General features: G+C 71.4%; 13 protein-coding genes. 6 read left to right on the top strand and 7 right to left on the bottom strand.

Features of this window, described 5'->3' with window-relative positions:
• Window positions 1-303 precede the first annotated feature (303 nt).
• Window positions 304-1,479: an elongation factor Tu gene (gene tuf, locus HNR30_RS37300; protein WP_181614847.1), complete on the top strand. Its 1,176-nt coding sequence runs from the start codon at window positions 304-306 to the stop codon at window positions 1,477-1,479.
• Window positions 1,480-1,618: 139 nt separating this feature from the next.
• On the opposite strand, the gene HNR30_RS37295 is transcribed toward tuf, so the two are convergent.
• The 7 genes from HNR30_RS37295 to HNR30_RS37265 form a co-directional block, all read right to left on the bottom strand.
• Entirely contained in the window at window positions 1,619-2,266 is a 648-nt protein-coding gene (locus tag HNR30_RS37295; RefSeq protein ID WP_181614846.1) for a hypothetical protein, read from the bottom strand.
• Window positions 2,266-4,590, bottom strand: a complete 2,325-nt coding sequence (locus HNR30_RS47030; protein ID WP_220134439.1) for a serine/threonine protein kinase — start codon at window positions 4,588-4,590, stop codon at window positions 2,266-2,268. Before HNR30_RS47030 ends, HNR30_RS37295 begins: the two co-directional genes overlap by 1 nt.
• Window positions 4,591-4,715: 125 nt before the next feature.
• Window positions 4,716-5,612, bottom strand: a complete 897-nt coding sequence (locus tag HNR30_RS37285) for an FKBP-type peptidyl-prolyl cis-trans isomerase (protein WP_181614845.1) — start codon at window positions 5,610-5,612, stop codon at window positions 4,716-4,718.
• A gap of 122 nt (window positions 5,613-5,734) precedes the next feature.
• Window positions 5,735-6,643 (bottom strand): FKBP-type peptidyl-prolyl cis-trans isomerase, encoded by a 909-nt coding sequence (locus HNR30_RS37280; protein WP_181614844.1) that lies wholly within the window; start codon window positions 6,641-6,643, stop codon window positions 5,735-5,737.
• Between the two features lie 77 nt (window positions 6,644-6,720).
• On the bottom strand, window positions 6,721-8,079 hold the full coding sequence (gene pafA, locus HNR30_RS37275) for a Pup--protein ligase (protein WP_181614843.1): 1,359 nt from the start codon (window positions 8,077-8,079) through the stop codon (window positions 6,721-6,723).
• Between the two features lie 120 nt (window positions 8,080-8,199).
• Window positions 8,200-9,381 (bottom strand): erythromycin esterase family protein, encoded by a 1,182-nt coding sequence (locus HNR30_RS37270; RefSeq protein ID WP_181614842.1) that lies wholly within the window; start codon window positions 9,379-9,381, stop codon window positions 8,200-8,202.
• A 283-nt stretch (window positions 9,382-9,664) separates the two neighbouring features.
• Window positions 9,665-10,768, bottom strand: coding sequence for a LacI family DNA-binding transcriptional regulator (locus HNR30_RS37265; RefSeq protein ID WP_181614841.1), 1,104 nt, complete (start codon window positions 10,766-10,768; stop codon window positions 9,665-9,667).
• A 98-nt stretch (window positions 10,769-10,866) separates the two neighbouring features.
• Here HNR30_RS37265 and HNR30_RS37260 point away from each other — a divergent pair, with 98 nt between their 5' ends.
• From HNR30_RS37260 to HNR30_RS37240, 5 genes are read left to right on the top strand one after another with little or no spacing between them, the layout of a single operon-like run.
• A complete protein-coding gene (locus HNR30_RS37260) occupies window positions 10,867-12,471 on the top strand; it encodes an FAD-dependent oxidoreductase (protein WP_181614840.1) in 1,605 nt (534 codons plus the stop codon).
• 19 nt (window positions 12,472-12,490) lie between these two features.
• Window positions 12,491-14,065, top strand: coding sequence for a right-handed parallel beta-helix repeat-containing protein (locus HNR30_RS37255; protein ID WP_181614839.1), 1,575 nt, complete (start codon window positions 12,491-12,493; stop codon window positions 14,063-14,065).
• Window positions 14,066-14,067: 2 nt separating this feature from the next.
• On the top strand, window positions 14,068-15,477 hold the full coding sequence (ngcE, locus tag HNR30_RS37250) for an N-acetylglucosamine/diacetylchitobiose ABC transporter substrate-binding protein (protein WP_220134438.1): 1,410 nt from the start codon (window positions 14,068-14,070) through the stop codon (window positions 15,475-15,477).
• A 4-nt stretch (window positions 15,478-15,481) separates the two neighbouring features.
• Window positions 15,482-16,399 carry a carbohydrate ABC transporter permease gene (locus HNR30_RS37245; RefSeq protein ID WP_181614838.1) on the top strand — a complete coding sequence of 306 codons (918 nt, stop codon included), beginning with the start codon at window positions 15,482-15,484 and terminating at the stop codon, window positions 16,397-16,399.
• 7 nt (window positions 16,400-16,406) lie between these two features.
• On the top strand, window positions 16,407-17,309 hold the full coding sequence (locus HNR30_RS37240) for a carbohydrate ABC transporter permease (protein WP_181614837.1): 903 nt from the start codon (window positions 16,407-16,409) through the stop codon (window positions 17,307-17,309).
• The last annotated feature ends 14 nt before the right edge of the window (window positions 17,310-17,323 follow it).

Below are 17,323 nucleotides of genomic sequence, written 5' to 3'. Positions count from 1 at the left end.
GGCTGGGCAAATCGTTTTAATTTGCAGAACGTAAATCGGCGCAGCATAGGTGTCAAGGACGGTTAAATCGTTTCACCCCGCGGAATATCCGTTGCGCCCCACGGGTTGATCCGGGCACTATGACGCTCATGTTCCGCTACACGCTCCCGACCACCGCCGCAGCAGCGGCCGGTGTGTTCGAGCGTGCCTGCGACGGCCTGGAGCGCTGACCCTTCCTCGTAAGTCCTGGATGTGACCCGGCGAGGGAGGGTTGACCGACCCGCCCACGGGTCACGACATCTCAGGCTTCCAAGGAACAGGAACATGACCAAGCAGGCTTACGTCCGCAACAAGCCACACCTCAACATCGGCACGATGGGACACGTCGACCACGGCAAGACCACGCTGACCGCGGCCATCACCAAGGTCCTCAGCGAGCGGGGCGGGGCGACGTACACGCCGTTCGAGCGGATCGACCGGGCGCCGGAGGAGGCGGCCCGCGGGATCACGATCAACATCTCGCACGTCGAGTACGAGACCGCCACCAGGCACTACGCCCACGTCGACATGCCCGGCCACGCCGACTACGTGAAGAACATGATCACGGGGGCGGCGCAGCTCGACGGCGCCATCCTCGTCGTCTCGGCGCAGGACGGCATCATGCCGCAGACCCGCGAGCACGTGCTGCTCGCCAAGCGGGTCGGGGTCGAGCACCTCGTCGTCGCCGTCAACAAGGCCGACGGCGCCGACCCGGAGCTGACCGACCTGGTCGAGCTGGAGCTCAGCGAGCTGCTGGCCGCGCACGGCTACGACGAGGTGCCCATGGTCCGGGTCTCCGGACTGCAGGCGCTGGCCGGCGACCCGCAGTGGGTGACCTCCATCGAGGCGCTGCTGCGGGCGGTCGACGACCACATCCCCGTGCCCGAGCGGTACGTGGACGCGCCGTTCCTCATGCCGGTCGAGAACGTGCTCACGGTCACCGGCCGGGGCACGGTCGTCACCGGCGCCATCGAGCGCGGCACCGTCCGCGTCGGCGACACCGTCGAGGTGGCCGGCTTCCGCGAGCCGTACTCCGCGGTCGTGACCGGGGTCGAGACCTTCGGCAAGACCATGGAGAGCGGCCAGGCCGGCGACAACGCCGCCGTGCTGCTGCGCGGCGTCAAGCGCGAGCAGGTACGGCGCGGCCAGGTGCTGGCCGCCCCGGGCAGCCAGCGGGCCCGCACGGCCTTCACCGCCCGGATCTACCTGCTCACCGCGGAGGAGGGCGGCCGCCGCACGGCGGTCGGGCCGGGCTACCGGCCGCAGTTCTACCTGCGCACCACCGACGTGCCGGGGCGCCTGGACCTGACCGGTCCCGCCGAGCCGGGACAGACCGTGGAGGTGCGGGTGGAGCTGGGCAAGGCCGTCGCCGTCGAGGCGGGACTCGGCTTCGCGCTGCGCGAGGGCGGGCTCACCGTCGGCGCCGGCACGGTGCTCGACGTGCTCGACGTGCTCGACTGAACGCGAACCCGATGGTCGGCACGTCCGGCTGAACGCCGCCCGCCCGAGGCCGGGCCCCTTGCCCAGGGGCCCGGCCTTCTGACGTCAGACGCCGTACCTGGTCGCGGGCCTGACCAGGCCCATCCACCGCGCCGCCTCGTCACCCGGCAGCTCGCGCTCCAGGGTGATCGTCGGGCGCATCATCGGATAGGCCCGCCCGAGGTTCCACGTCCGCACGTACGGCGAGGCGTCCAGCACCACGACGCGCCGCCCGTCCCGCGAGGTCGGCCCTGAGCTCGGCCGACCGCTGGAGGAGCGTGACGGCCGGCATGCTCCACCGCTCGGCGACCGACCAGGCCACGACCAGGTCCTTCGCCTCCTCTCGCGAGATCCGCCGCTTCGGGCGGTGCAGGAGGCCACCGCTCAGCGTCCTGATCAGCGCCGACGTCCGCCGGTCGTTCGGCGGCGGGCCGGGAAGGTCCTTGCCGCCGGCCGCCCGCCACGCCTCGGCGAACCCCGCCGCCTTCTCCAGCGTCTGCGCGAGCCCCTCCGCCACCGGCTCCACCAGGGGCAGCGGGTCGGCCCCCTCCTCGACCAGGGCGCCGCAGAGCAGAGCCAGCTCGGCCCGCAGCCCCAGGGGCACGTCGGGCCGGGCGACCAACGAGCACACCCGCCCAAGCGCCCCGGTCAGCTCGTCGGCGCCCGTGCCCCGCGCGGCCTCGAACAGGGGCTGGATGGCGGCGAGGACGGCGCCGGGGTCCTGGGCGGCGACCGCGTCGGTGAGGACGTCGCATCGCAGGTCGAGCATCAGAAACCGGCCTTGCGCGTGTAGTACAGGTTGAGCCTGTCGCCCACCGCCTCGGGGAAGGTGGCCAGCTCGCGCACCTTGTTGCCCTCGAAGTCGATCACCCGGAAGTCGGTGTCGGACCAGCAGGTCAGGTGCTCCTCGTCGTACCAGCCGCTCTGGAAGGTGCAGGCCGAGGCGAAGCGGGTGACCTCGGCGCCCGAGGCGGTGGAGAAGACGCAGTGGCTGTTGTTGTCGCCGCCGGGACAGTCGGTGACGAACTTCTGGCCCGACGGCGAGAAGAGCACCTCGGCCTCGCCCTCGCCGACGTTCTTCACCGTCCTGGTGAGCTTGCCGTCGGGCGAGTAGAAGCGCAGCGCCTGCTTGGAGACGGTGTTGGTGATGCCGACGACGCCCCGCTGCTGGTGGTCGAAGCCGAAGTTGGTCTCCTTGTGCAGGCCCTTGATCACGCGGGGACGCACGGGCGCGTCCGGGTCGGAGACGTCGATGATGGCGAAGCCGCTGGAGTGGAAGTCGTCGCCGACGTACTTGCCGACGTTGATGAGGATGCGGGTGCTGTCGAGCGACCAGCTCTCCACGTACGCCTGCTGGGGGGATTTGACCGTCCTGATCGAGGTGGTCCTGCCGGTGGAGTTGTCGCGCAGTTCGACGGTGTCCCAGTTGTCGCTGGTGTACTTCGTGGTGCGCAGCGCCGTGTACTTGCCGTTCGGCGACATGCGGGCGGCCAGGTAGTTGTTGTAGGCCCGGAAGGAGCTCGAGGTCTTGACGTAGTCGACCCAGTCGCCGTTCTTGGTCTTCTTGTAGGAGAAGCCGAGCAGGGTGATGGGGTCGTCGGCGTGGGAGAACACGCTGGCCTTGGCGTCGGGGAGCACCGCCTTGGCCAGGTCCGTCTTCGGGACGCCGGTGGCGGTGGGCTGCGGGGTCTCGGTGGGCGTGGGGTCGGGGGTCGCCGGGGGCGCGCTCGTGGTGGCGGGGGCGCTGGGGGCGGGGGAGGTCGCGGCGACGTTCTGCTTGCCGGGCTCGCCGGTGTTGTTGACCACGAACACCACCGCGGCGACGGTGGCGACGAGGGCGACCGTCGCGGCGATCACGGCGATGAGCCAGGGGCGTTTCCTCTGCTCCTGGGGAGTGGCGGGGTGCCAGGGCTGCTGGGGAGCGCCCGTACCGAACGCGCCGCCACCCTGCGGCCCGCTGTAGTGCGCGGCATTGCCTTGCTGGCCCCCGAACTGGCCACCGCTTCCCTGTTGCCCGCCGAACTGGGCGCCGCTGTGCTGCGCGGGCGCGCCGTACTGGGGGGCGTTGCCGTACGGCTGCTGCGGCGGGGGGCCGCCCTGGGGGCCGGTGGAGTACAGCGGCGGGGTGGCGGCCGGGGCCCCGCCCCACGGCTGCCGGCCGTACGGGGGCTGCTGGCCGTACCCGGCCGGTGGTTGCTGGGGGCCGCTGACCTGCGGCGGGCCGGGAGGCGACCACGGCGCGGGGCCCGCGGGCGCGCCCACCGGCGCCTCCGGCAGGGCGGCGCCGGGGCTGTGCAGCAGCCGCATGATGACCTGCTGGGCCGTCGGCCGGGCGGCCGGGTCCTTGGCCAGGCACGCCGCCACCAGGTCGCGCAGATCGCCCTCGATGGCCGACAGGTCGGGCTGGGCGTTCAGCACGCGGTTGATCACCGCGGGCACCGAGTCGGCGAAGAACGGCGCCGTCCCGCTGGAGGCGAACGCGATCGTGCTGCCCCACGAGAACATGTCGGCCGCGGGCGAGACCAACGCACCCATGATCTGCTCAGGCGCCATGAAGGCGGGCGTGCCCATCGGCGTCGAGGTGATCGTGGAGGTGCCCTCCAGGGCCCTGGCGATGCCGAAGTCGATCACGCGCGGCCCGTCGGAGGCGAGCAGCACGTTGCCGGGGCTGAAGTCGCGGTGCACGATGCCCGCCTGGTGGATGGCGGCCAGCGCGGTCGCGGTGCCGATGGCCAGCCGCGACAGGCTGGCGCCGGTCCGCGGGCCCTCCGCGCGCACGACGGCGGCCAGGGACAGTCCCTCGACGTATTCACTGGCGATGTACGGCCGGTCGTTGTGCACGCCGGTGGTGATCACCTTGGCCGTGCAGAACGGCGCCACCCGCTGGGCGACGGCCACCTCGCGGGCGAACCGCTCGGCGGCGACGGCGTCGTCGGTGAGGTGGGGGTGCAGCCATTTGAGCGCGACGAGCTGCCCTGAGGGGTCCGCGCCGAGGTAGACCACGCCCTGCCCACCCTGACCCAGGCGCCCGCGAAGTTCGTACGCACCGATTCGCTGGGGATCATCCGCGCGCAGGTCAGACACTAACGACATAGGAAGATTATTGTTGATTCGCGGGCGCCCGGTGCGCCGCCCCCGTCACGAGAGCTCCGCTTCCTGGTCGAATGCGCGAATCGTTACCCGAGCCGAAACAGCCGTCACGGTTTCGGCGAACCGCGTCAGTGGGCGCCCAGCACGTCCACGACGAAGACCAGGGTGTCGTTCCCCCGGATCCCGAGCGCGGGCACGCCGCCACGGCCGTAACCGAGGGCGGGCGGCACGACGAAGACGACCCTGCTGCCCACCGGAACGCCGGTGAGCGCCCGCTCCCAGCCTGCGACGACGCTGCCGTCGCCCAGCCGCACCGCCCTGGGCCTGCCGTCGGACCACGACCCCTCCACGACGCGGCCGCCGCGCCACAGCAGGGTGACGTGCTGGGTGACCAGGAGCTGCCCGGCCCTGGTCTTCGGGCCGTCCCCCCTCGACACGACCTTGGCGGCGAAGCGTGCCGGCGCGGGCCCTGGGGGGATCACGACGCGCGGCGGTGCGCCGGGGCTGACGGTGACGCCGTCGAGCGTGCCGCCCCGGGCTCGCCCGGCCGCCGCGCCCTTGCCGTACGCGGCCAGGATGTCGACGACGTAGAGCAGTTCGTCGCCGGGGCGGACGCCCTGCGGCGGATTGGGGCCGAACCCGTCGCCGGGCGGCAGCGCCACGACGACGCGGCTGCCCGCCCGCCGCCCGCGCAGGGCGGTGTCGAGGCCCTCCGGCAGGCTCCCGAGGCGCAGGGCGGCGGGGGCGCCGCGGTCGAAGGTGGAGTCGACCACGCGGTTGTCGGCGCCGTCCCACACGTGGGCGGTGAACTGGACGACGGCCACGCTGTCACGTCCGAGGCGGGTGCCGTCGCCGGAGGTGAGTTCGTCGATCTGCAGTCCGGTGGCGGGCGCGCCGTCGGGGAAGACGACGGTGGGACGGGCGCCGAAGGGTCCGCCGACCTTGAGCCCGCCGCCTTGCGCGGGCTGGGCGCATCCGCCGAGCAGCAGGAGGACGGCCGGGAGGAGCGGGGCCCAGGGGCGCATGGAGGGGATGGTACCGGCCTATTGGACGCGTTGTCAGTCCACGCCGGGAAGGGCGGGGAGGCGCCGGCCGGGCATGAGAACGGCCCCGGGCCGGAGCCCGGGGCCGTTCTCGCGATCGCCTGTCAGCCGCCGTAGAGCACGTCGACGACGAACACCAGGGTGCTCTTGGCCGGGATGCCGTTCTGCTCCTGGTCGCCGTAGCCGAGAGCCGGCGGGATCACCAGCAGCACCCGGCTGCCGGCCGGCACGTCCTTCAGCCCCTGCTTCCAGCCGGGGATGACACCGTCGAGGCTGAACTCGGCCGACTCGCCCCGCTCCCAGCTGGAGTCGAACTGCTTGTCGGTGCCCCAGATCTTGCCCGTGTAGTGGGCCAGGACGGTGTCGGTCTCCTTGACCTTGGCGCCGGTGCCGGTGATGAGGACCTTGGAGATCAGCTCGGTCGGCGGCTTGAGGTCGGTCTTGGTGGTCAGCGTCGGAGCCTTGTCGCCGCCGGGGTTGACGACCGTGACGCCGTCGACCTTCTCACCCGTCTCGGTGCCGCTCGCGGCGCTGGGCATCGCGGAGATCGGGTCGATCACGAACACCTGGGTCTTGTTCGGGTCCTCGCCGGCCTGCTTGGCCGCCTCGGCGGCCTCCTTGCTCATCGAGTCGGGCCCGACCACGGCCAGGAAGCGGCCGCCCGCCTTGGTCTTGGTGAAGCCTTCCAGCATGACCTTCGGCAGCCGGTCGTCGATCTTGATCGGCGAGGTGTCGCTGGAGGTGTAGGACGAGATGCGCTGCTTGTTCTCCTTGCCGTCCCAGTCCCAGACCGTGTAGTGGGCGTTCACGGTCTGCCCCTTGGCGAACGCGGCTCCCTTACCGGGATCGATGATCTGGTAGGAGGAGACCTTCACCGGGTCGCCGGCGGGAAAGACCGCCTCCGGCTTGGCCCCGAGCTTCCCGTTGATCTGCAGGGAGTCTGCGGAGCCTGAGCCGCAGGCGGCGGCGAACAGCAAGGGCACAGCGGCCAGGACGGCCAGTCGGCGGCGCATGGGGTCATCCTCGGGGACAGACGGCTTCGGTCCGCGCCACACTACCGGACTTCACCGTAGGCCCCGGATAAGCGCACCTACATGCCCGCGATGAGCTTGTCCACCCTTTCGTCGACGCTACGGAACGGGTCCTTGCACAGCACGGTGCGCTGTGCCTGGTCGTTGAGCTTGAGATGCACCCAGTCGACGGTGAAGTCGCGGCGCTTCTCCTGGGCCTTGCGGATGAACTCTCCGCGCAGCCTGGCCCTGGTCGTCTGCGGCGGCACCGACTTGGCCTCGAAGATCTTCAGGTCGGAGGCCACCCGCTCGACCGCGCCCCGCTTCTGCAGCAGGTAGAACAGGCCCCGGCGGCGGTGCACGTCGTGGTAGGCCAGGTCGAGCTGCGCCACGCGCGGCGACGACAGCGGCAGGTCGTACTTCTTGCGGTAGCGCTCGATCAGCTGGTACTTGGTCACCCAGTCGATCTCGCGGCTGACCAGGTCGAGGTCGCCGGTCTCGACCGCGCGCAGGGTGCGCTCCCACAACTCCAGCACCCGGCGGGAGACGGGGTCGCCGCCGCGCCGGTCGACGAAGTCCTTGGCCTTGGTGAGGTACTCCTGCTGGATCTCCAGCGACGACGCCTCCCTGCCGTTGGCCAGCCGGACGCGACGCCTTCCCGTCATGTCGTGGGAGACCTCGCGGATGGCCCTGATCGGGTTCTCCAGCGACAGGTCGCGCATCACCGTGCCGGCCTCGATCATGCGCAGCACCAGGTCGGTGGCGCCGACCTTGAGCAGCATGGTGGTCTCGCTCATGTTGGAGTCGCCGACGATGACGTGCAGGCGGCGGAACCGCTCGGCGTCGGCGTGCGGCTCGTCCCGCGTGTTGATGATCGGCCTGGACCTGGTGGTGGCGCTCGAGACGCCCTCCCAGATGTGCTCGGCGCGCTGGGAGACGCAGTAGACGGCGCCGCGCGGCGTCTGCAGCACCTTGCCGGCGCCGCAGATGATCTGGCGGGTGACCAGGAAGGGGATCAGCACGTCGGCCAGGCGGCCGAACTCGCCGTGCCGCCCGACCAGGTAGTTCTCGTGACAGCCGTAGGAGTTGCCCGCTGAGTCGGTGTTGTTCTTGAACAGGTAGATGTCACCGGCGATGCCCTCTTCGCGTAGCCGTTTCTCCGCGTCGACCAGGAGCCCCTCGAGGATGCGCTCGCCCGCCTTGTCATGGGTCACCAGTTCGATGACGTTGTCACACTCGGGGGTTGCGTACTCGGGATGGCTGCCCACGTCGAGATACAGGCGTGCGCCGTTGCGGAGGAAGACGTTGCTCGATCGGCCCCAGGACACCACTCGCCGGAACAGGTAGCGCGCGACCTCGTCCGGCGACAGCCTGCGCTGCCCCCGGAACGTGCACGTCACGCCGTACTCGTTCTCCAGCCCGAAGATGCGACGATCCATCACCTCACACTAGTTCCCCGAAAGCGGGCTAGGGAGAGATCTTGGCGATGGATTTCTGCCGTACGGCATGCGGCCTGCGCCGAACGGCGCTCGATTCGGCCGGTCAGGCGGGGTGGGAGCTCATCGCGGATCGGGCAGGAGCGTGGAGCAGGTCGTGCGCGGGATGTAGGCCAGGCCGTCGAAGTCGTCGCCCGGCACGGTCGAGGAGAAGGACGTCTTGTAGGTGAAACGGCCCACGACCCCGCCGAAGGAGCGCAGGTGCCGCCGCTCGCCGAGCCACGCCTCCACCTCGGGCGGCCTGGCGCCGTCGCCGCGCAGATCGAGGAGGTGGTCGCCGGGGTGCGCGGCCGCCAGCCACGCCTCGACCGTGGTGGGGGTGTCGGCGAAGGGCACGCGGTTGCGGACCGGCGGTCTGGTCCGTACGGCCCTGCCGAAACGCCGGCGCCTGGACAGGAACTCGCCCTGGCCGAACAGCAGGCCGAGGGCGTAGTACGCGGGGCCGTGGCGCTCGACCAGGTGATGTCCCATGGCGGCGACGAGGCCGCCCTTGGCCCTGCCCTTCATCACGTGCCCGTTGTGCGCCCACACCGCCACCCTTGCCGCCGGGTCGGCCAGGAGCAGGCCGACGTTGTCGGCCATGAAGCGGTCACGCAGCGCCGGGACCTCGGGGAACGGCCGGACGGACAGCTCGGCGCTCTGCAGGACGGCCCGGACGTGCCGATCGGAGGGAACAGCCGGCCCGCCGATCGGCACGTCCGGCGTGTCGGCGGCCAGGCGTCCGGCGGCCTCCGCCACGGCCGGGGGCAGCGGCGGGTCCCCCAGGCGGAAGCCGCCGAGCGCCCGCAGTTCCTCCGGCAGCCTCTCGCCCAACGCCTCCAGCGAGTCGCCCGGATACTGCGGGTCGATCCCCGCGAAGGTCATCCGCGGCCCGTCGCGGTTGTACTCGCGCAGCCACTCCACCACCGCCAGCACCTCGGCGGTGCGCCACGTCCAGAACCCCATCTCCGCCACCGCCCGCAGCGGATCCCCCTTGCCGTGCAGGACGTAGTCGTTGACCCGCTCGGCCGCCGACATGCTGGCCTCCATGGCGAGCGTGGTGAACCCCTGCTCGGCCAGGATCTTCAGCAGGCGGTGCTTGAGCTCGAAGAACTCGCGGCTGCCGTGGGTGGCCTCGCCCAGGCCCACGACCCGGACACCGGTCATCGCGCCCGCCATCGCCGCCCGCAGGCGCGCCTCGTCGTCGAGCGGCACGGCACGAGCGGCCAGCCAGTCGTGCACCGCTCCGGACCGTTCGACCGCCACCACGCCTCCCCCGGGGGGTGCGCCCCTTCGGGGGACGCGCTCGACCATCCTACGAACCACGCCGTCCGTGACGGCGGCCCAGCGGGCGCGGCCGGTGAGCGTCACCCTGGAGGGCCCCCGGCCCCGGCCGGCGAGTGGGGGCGAGCCCGCTTGCCGTAAAGGAGGGCCTGAAAACGGCGGGCCCGAAGACCGCAGGCCCGAAGAAGCAGCGGGCCGGGAGAGGCGGCGGGCCGGGAGAGGCGGCGGGCCGGGAGAGGCGGCGGGCCGGGTCATAGAAGTCGGGTCAGCGGAATCCGGGCGCCGGGCCGAGGGTGGTGCCGTCCGTGAGGTCGCAGGTGAGGCGCAGGTGTTCGGTCCCCCCGTCCCGCGCGGGCGATTCCAGGCGCCGCAGCAGCATCCGCACCGCCGTGGCCCCGATCAGCCGGCTGGGCGTGCGTACGACGGTGACCGCCGGGTCCGGGGCCAGCACGTTCTGCCGGTCCCCGTGGTCGCCCAGCCCCACCACGCTGAGCGCCCCCGGCACCGCCACCCCCTGCTCCTGCGCCGTTTCGTACAGCCGGTGCGCCACGTAGGACGATTCCGCGATCACCGCCGTCACCCCCTGTTCGGCGGCGAAGCGCAGCACCTCGCGTTCGTCGGCCAGGCATGGCGTCGCCTCGGGCACGTCCGGGTTGGGCGCGGCGAAGGCGACCATCCGGGGTTCGAGCCCGTGCCGGGCGCAGGCGCTCGCGTATCCTTCGCGCCGCTCGACGATCGTCTCGTGGGTGCGGGAGCCGACGATCATGAGGATCGCCCGGTGCCCGAGCTCGTGGAGCCGGTCGACGACGTCCTGCGTGGCGGCGGCGTAGTCGGCGGCCACCCAGGAGACGTTCCCGCCGGCGGCGTTGCGGCGCCCGATCATGACGAACGGGTACCCCTCCTCGGCCAGCCGCCTGATCTCCTCGCCGTCGATGCGCCCGCCGACGAGGATGGAGCCGTCGGCGACCTCCAGCACGTTGGTGTTGCGGTTGAAGATCGATCTCTCGCCCGCCTCGTTGCGGGCCCCGGTGAACAGCAGTAAGTGGTGGCCGGTCTTCTCGGCCTCCTCCTCGATGCCGAGCAGGAAGTCGTAGTAGAAGTCGCCGCTCTCCCACGGGAACATCCGCTGGTAGGTGAAGGCGCCGATGATGCGGTTGCGCCCGCCGGCCAGGCTCTGCGCGGCCACGTTGGGGACGTACTGCAGGTCGTGGATGGCCTGCATGACCCGGGCGCGGGTCTGTTCGCTGACGCGCAGGGTGTCGGATTTGCCGTTGACGACGGTGGACACCACGGCGATGGAGACGTTCGCCGCGCGGGCGACGTCCTGCTGGGTCACCCGTCGCCGCCCGGCGGCCTTGCGCTCGCTCATTCCGCTTGCCTCCGTTGACAACGTCGTTGGGGCAAGCCTAGCATCCGCTAAAGCGCTTAAGCAGGGTGCTTAAGCGCATAACTGGGACGAGCTTCACTATGCATCTCGGCACCGGAATCCTCGTGGCCGGCGGCGGTCTGGGCGGCGTGGCCGCCGCGCTGGCGGCCTTACGCCTCGGTGAGAACGTGATCCTCACCGAGGAGTCGCCCTGGCTGGGCGGCCAGCTGACCAGCCAGGCCGTCCCGCCCGACGAGAACGCCTGGATCGAGACGACCGGCGCCACCAGCTCCTACCGCAGGCTGCGCCAGGAGATCAGAGATCACTACCGGCGCTTCTACCCCCTCACCGAGTCGGCCAGGGCCGCCGCGGCGCTCAACCCCGGCGGCGGACGCGTCAGCCCGCTGTGCCACGAACCCCGGGCCGCCCTGGCCGCCATCGAGGGCCTGCTCGCGCCGTACGTGTCGGCCGGGCGGCTGACCGTCCTGACCGGAACGGAGCTGCGCGAGGTCGCGGCCGACGGCGACCGGATCACCGGCGTACGGCTGGCCTCGGCCACGCACGGCGACGTCCACGTCGAGGCCTCCTACTACCTCGACGCCACCGAGCTCGGCGACCTGCTCGACCTCTGCGGCGTCGAGTGGGTGTGCGGCGCCGAGAGCCGCGACGACACCGGCGAGCCGCACGCCGTGCCCGGCCCGCCCCAGCCGCTCGACCAGCAGGCCTTCACCTGGTGCTTCGCCATGGACTACCGTCACGGCGAGGACTGGACCGTCGAGCGCCCCAAGGACTACGACACCTGGCGCGCCTACACCCCCGCCTTCTGGCCGGGCCCGCTGCTGTCGTGGACCGACGTGCGCCCCGACACCCTCGCCCCGCGCACCCACCCCCTCCTGCGCGAGGAGGAGTCGCTCACCGGCGGCCACGCCATCGACCGGTGGACCTACCGCCGCATCCGCAGCACCCGCACCTTCGAGCCCGCCTTCGCGGCCGGTGACGTCACCCTGGTCAACTGGCCGCAGAACGACTACTGGCTCGGCCCGCTGATCGGCGTGACCGACGCCGAGCGCCTCCACCATCTGGAGGCCTCCCGTCAGCTCAGCCTGTCGCTGCTGCACTGGATGCAGACCGAGGCCCCGCGCCACGACGGCGGCACCGGCTACCCGGAGCTGCGCCCGCGCGGCGACCTGCTCGGCTCCCCCGACGAGCTGGCCCTGCGCCCCTACGTCCGCGAATCGCGCCGCATCGTCGGCGAGTTCACCGTCCTGGAGACCCACATCGGCGCCGAGTCCCGCCAGGGCGCCGGCTCCGAGCTCTTCCCCGACTCGGTCGGGATCGGCTGCTACCGCATCGACCTGCACCCGAGCACCGGCTCCGGCGAGCCGCGCACCTACGTGGACATCGCCTGCCACCCCTTCCAGATCCCGCTCGGCGCGCTGATCCCGGTGCGCGCCGCCAACCTGCTGCCCGCCGCCAAGAACATCGCCACCACCCACGTCACCAACGGCTGCTACCGCATGCACCCGGTCGAGTGGAACATCGGCGAGGCCGCCGGCGCCCTGGCCGCCCACTGCCTGCGCACCGGGCACAGCCCCCGCGCGGTACGCGGCACGCCCGCGCTGCTCGCCGACTTCCAGCGCCTGCTCAGCACCCGGCTGGGCTTCGAGCTGTCCTGGCCGGAGCGCATCCGCACGAAGATCATCTGAGAACCCCCCGGAGACCCTCATGCCCCTCACCCGCAGGACCCTCCTGCGCATGGCCGCGCTCGCCCCGGTGCTCTACGGAGCCACGCAGGCCAGCGTCGCCGCCGCGCACGCCTCCCCCGACGCCACCGCCGTGCGCGCCTCCGACTTCGGCTTCGACCCCGTCGACGCCACCCCGGCCCTGACGGCCGCCCTGGCCAGCGGCGCGGACGTCGTCATCATCGACGACGTCGGCCAGGACTGGATCACCCGCCCGCTGTGGATCAACCGCGACGACCTCACCGTCATCCTCGAGGACGGCGTCACCCTGCGCGGCCTGGCCGGCGGCTTCCCCGACACGCGCGACGGCATCTGGCGCATCCACGGCCGCAAGAACGTCAAACTCATCGGGTACGGCGCGACGTGCGTGATGAACAAGCCCGAGTACACCGGCGAGTGGCGCTCGATCGTCCGCATGGGCACCAGCGAGTCGATCACCGTCGAGGGCCTGGTCCTGCGCGGCGCCCCCGGCGACGGCGTCATCCTCGGCGGCGGCTCCAAGAACGTCGTCATCCGCAACGTGGTCTGCGACGACAACAAGCGCAACGCCATCAGCGTGATCTACGCCGACGGCCTGCTCATCGAGGGCTGCGCGCTGATCAACACCCAGGGCACCGCCCCGGAGGCCGGCATCGACCTGGAGCCCGACTCGGCGCCCCAGCTGATCAAGGACGTCGTCATCCGCGACACCGTCTTCGCCGGCAACAAGAAGTACAGCTTCGAGATGAACCTCATGCGCTACAACGCCGACAGCACCCCGGCCTCGGTGCTGGTCGAGCGCTGCTACATGGGTCCGACCGGCGACGCGGTCGTGCACGTCCAGCCCGGCGTGCGCGGCCCGGCCGCCGGCTCGATCACCTTCCGCGACTGCGTCTTCGACGCCGGCGACTCCCCCGGCACCGTCAACCTGTACGGCGTGCGCGGCTACGACGGGCTGCGCACCACGTTCGAGCGGGTCGCCTTCACCGCGCTGCGCGAGCAGCCGCGCACCGACCCGTTCGTCAAGATCTGGTCCGGCCTGGTCACGGTCCTGCCCGAGTACGGCAACGCGCGCTTCGACGACTGCGTCGTCCTGGCCGACCTGGCCGGGCCGTTCCTCGCCGGCGTCGAGGGAGCCGGTGACCCGGTCCTGTCGAACGTCACCGGCACCCTGTGGGCGCTGCGCCCGCGGCAGCCGATCATCGACACGGCCGGAGCCACCAAGGAGGTGGACCTCGACATCCGCCCCCACGACGGCGCCGCCCAGGTGGCGCTGACCGGCCGCCCGGTCGGCCAGGCGGGCCAGACCATCACGGTCACCGTCCGCCGCCTCGGGCCCGACACCGCCGCCCCCCTCGTGCTGCGCTACGACACCGGCGGCAGCGCCCGCAACCGCGTCGACTACGACGGCCTGCCCGGCGTGGCCGTCATCCCGGCGGGCGGGCGCACGGCCGACATCCCCGTCAGGATCCGCCCCGACGCCGCGGCGTGCGAGCTGACCCTGACCCTGCGCCCCCTGCCGGGAACGAGCGTGGCCGGGCGCGACACGCTGACCATCACCGTGAGAGGCAGGCAGTGACGATGATCGACCCCACCTCCCGGCCCACCCGCCGATCGGTTCTCGCCCTGGGCGCCGGCCTGGGCGCCGCCCTGCTGTCGGGCTGCGCCACGACCTCCACCGGCACCGCCCCCGCTGCGGCTCCCACGCGGGGCGGGCTCACCCCCGACAACCCCCTGGGAGTCCTGGCCGACAAGCCCGTGGAAACCGTCATCTTCAAGGGCGGCTACGGCGACCAGTACGTGCTCGACGCGCAGGCGATCTTCAAGCAGCGTTTCCCGCAGGCGCAGTTCAAGCACACCGGCGGCCAGGACCTGGGCAAGCAGCTGCAGCCCCGGTTCGTCTCCGGCGACGTGCCCGACCTGATCGACAACTCCGGAGCCGGCGCGCTGGCGCTGGCCCCCCTGGTCGACAACGACCAGCTGATGGACCTCACCCCGCTGCTGGATGCCCCCGCTCTCGACGGCGGCGGCAAGACCGTGCGCGAGACCCTGCTGCCCGGCATCGTCGACCAGGGCTCCTTCAAGGGCAAGCCGTACGTCCTCTACTACACCTACACCGTGCACGGCCTGTACTACAGCCGCTCCCTGTTCGCCAAGCACGGCTGGACCTACCCGACGACCTGGGACGGGATGCTCGACCTGTGCGCCGAGATCAAGTCGGCCACCGGCATGGCGCCCTGGACCTACCAGGGCAAGGTGCCCAGCTACATCCTCACCCCGCTCATCATGATGGCGATCAAGGCCGGCGGCCTGGAGACCCGCAAGGCGCTCGACACCCTGGCCCCCGGCAGCTGGCGCAGCGAGCCGGTGATGGCCGCCGCCAGAGCCCTGCACCAGCTGGTGGAGAAGGGCTACATCATGGAGGGCACCTCCGGCCTGACCCACATCCAGGCGCAGACCTACTGGGCCAAGGGCAAGGCGGCGTTCATCCCGTGCGGCTCCTGGCTGGAGAGCGAACTCGGCGACGTCACGCCCGACGGCTTCGACATGGTGATCGCCCCCACCCCCTCGCTGAGCGCCGACGACGCGCTGCCGCAGGCCGCGATCCGCGGCATGGGCAACGAGGGCTACATCGTGCCCGCCCAGGCCAAGAACCCCTACGGCGGCCTGGAGCTCATGCGGATCCTGCTGTCGCCGCAGGCGTCGAAGAACTTCACCGGCCAGACCCAGACCCTCACCAGCCTGGCCGGATACACGCCCGAACAGGAGAGCTCGGGCCTGAAGTCGCTGCGCGAGGCGCTGGCGGCCTCCGGCGACGACACCTTCCACTGGCGGTACGGCACCTGGTACGCCAAGCTGCAGACCGAGGCGGCCGCCGCCACCAGCGCGCTCATGACCGGCGAGATCAACCCGGACCAGTGGAGCGAACGCTGCCAGAAGATGGCCGACACGCTGCGCGAGGACCCCTCCGTCCCCAAGTACGAGGTGTGAGCCGATGCGTGCGGGAAGCCGAAGGTTCATCATCACCGCGCTCGCGGTGCCGGTGCTCCTCTACTGCGTCCTGGTGGTCTCCCCCTACCTCCAGTCGTTCTACATCTCCCTGACCGACTGGAACGGGCTCTCACCCGAGCGGAACTTCGTCGGGCTGGCCAACTACGCCCGGCTCCTGGACGACGAGGTGTTCTGGATCTCGCTGTGGCACAACGTGATCGCCGTGGTCGTCATCCCCGTCGCCACGCTCGCGCTGGGCCTGTTCTTCGCCACCATGATCCGCGTCGGGCGCTACCGCGCCCGCGGCGGGGCCACCGGCGTGCGGGGCGCGGCGTTCTACCGGATCGCCTACTTCTTCCCGCACGTGCTGTCGATCGCCGTCATCGGCGTGCTGTTCTCCAACGTCTACGACCCCACCGCGAGCGGGCTGGCCAACGGCCTGCTCGGCGTGGTGGGCATCGACCCGGTGAACTGGCTCGGCGACAAGCAGACCGCCTACCCGGCCATCCTGGCCGTCATCGTGTGGTTGTCGGTCGGCTTCTACGTCGTGCTGTTCATGGGCGCGATGAGCTCGATCCCCACCGAGATCTACGAGGCCGCCCGCCTCGACGGCGCCTCCCGCTGGCAGATCTTCCACCGCGTCACCCTGCCGCTCATCTGGGACACCGTCCAGGTCGCCGGCGTCTACCTCGGCATCCACGCCCTCGACATGTTCGCCATCGTCAACGTGATGTCGGCGGCCGGCGGCTCGGGCGGACCAGACAACGCCACCCAGGTGCTGGGCAACCACCTCTACCTCACCGCCTTCCAGGACAGCCGGTTCGGCTACGCCACCGCCATCGGCGTCGCCCTGCTGCTGCTCACCCTGGTGTTCGCCTGGGTGTCGCTGAAGGTGACCCGCCGCGACCGCATCGAGTACTAGGACCACGATGAGCACCCTGCTGGAAGTCCCCCGGCCCGCCGCCACCACCGCCCCGCCCGCGTCACCGCCGGTGCGCGAGCGGGCGGGCGGGGCCGTGCTGAACGTCTTCACCCACGGCATCCTGCTCACCTGGGCCGCCATGGTGGTCCTGCCGCTGGCCTGGGCGGTGCTGTCGTCGCTCAAAACCAGCGACGAGGTGCTGGCCGACCCGTGGAGCCTGCCGTCCAGCCCGCGCTGGGAGAACTTCGTCAACGCCTGGACCACCGCCGACATCGGCCGCTACTTCCTCAACACCACGATCGTCGTCGCCGTCGGCTCCGCGCTGACCCTCGGCATGGGAGCGCTCGTCGCCTACGTCGTGGCCCGCTACACCTTCCGCGGCAACCGCGCCGTCTACTACCTGTTCGTCGCCGGGATGACCTTCCCGACGTTCCTGGCGATCGTGCCGCTGTTCTTCATCGCCCGCGGCCTGGGCCTGGCCGACTCGCTGCTCGGGCTGGCCCTCATCTACTCCGTCTACAGCCTGCCGTTCGCGGTCTTCTTCCTGACCGCCTACTTCCGCACCCTGCCCACGAGCCTGGCCGAGGCCGCCTTCATCGACGGCTGCGGCCACTGGGGCACGTTCCTGCGGATCATGCTGCCGGTGGCGCGGCCCGGCCTGGTCAGCGTCGGCATCTTCGTCGTGCTCGGCCAGTGGAACCAGTACCTGCTCCCGCTGATCCTGCAGTCGAGCCCCGACAAGTACGTCCTGACGCAGGGCCTGGCCAACCTGGCCGTCAGCCAGGGTTACGCGGGCGACTGGAGCGCGCTGTTCGCCGGGCTGACCATCTCCATCCTGCCCGTGCTCGTCGTCTACCTCAGCTTCCAGCGGCAGATCCAGACCGGCATGGTCGCCGGCGCCCTCAAGTGATCACCCGACTCGGA

Origin of the sequence: Nonomuraea soli, assembly GCF_013761175.1 — a bacterium.
GTDB classification, from domain to species: Bacteria; Actinomycetota; Actinomycetes; order Streptosporangiales; family Streptosporangiaceae; genus Nonomuraea; species Nonomuraea soli.
This window is presented reverse-complemented; position numbering and strand designations above follow the sequence as displayed.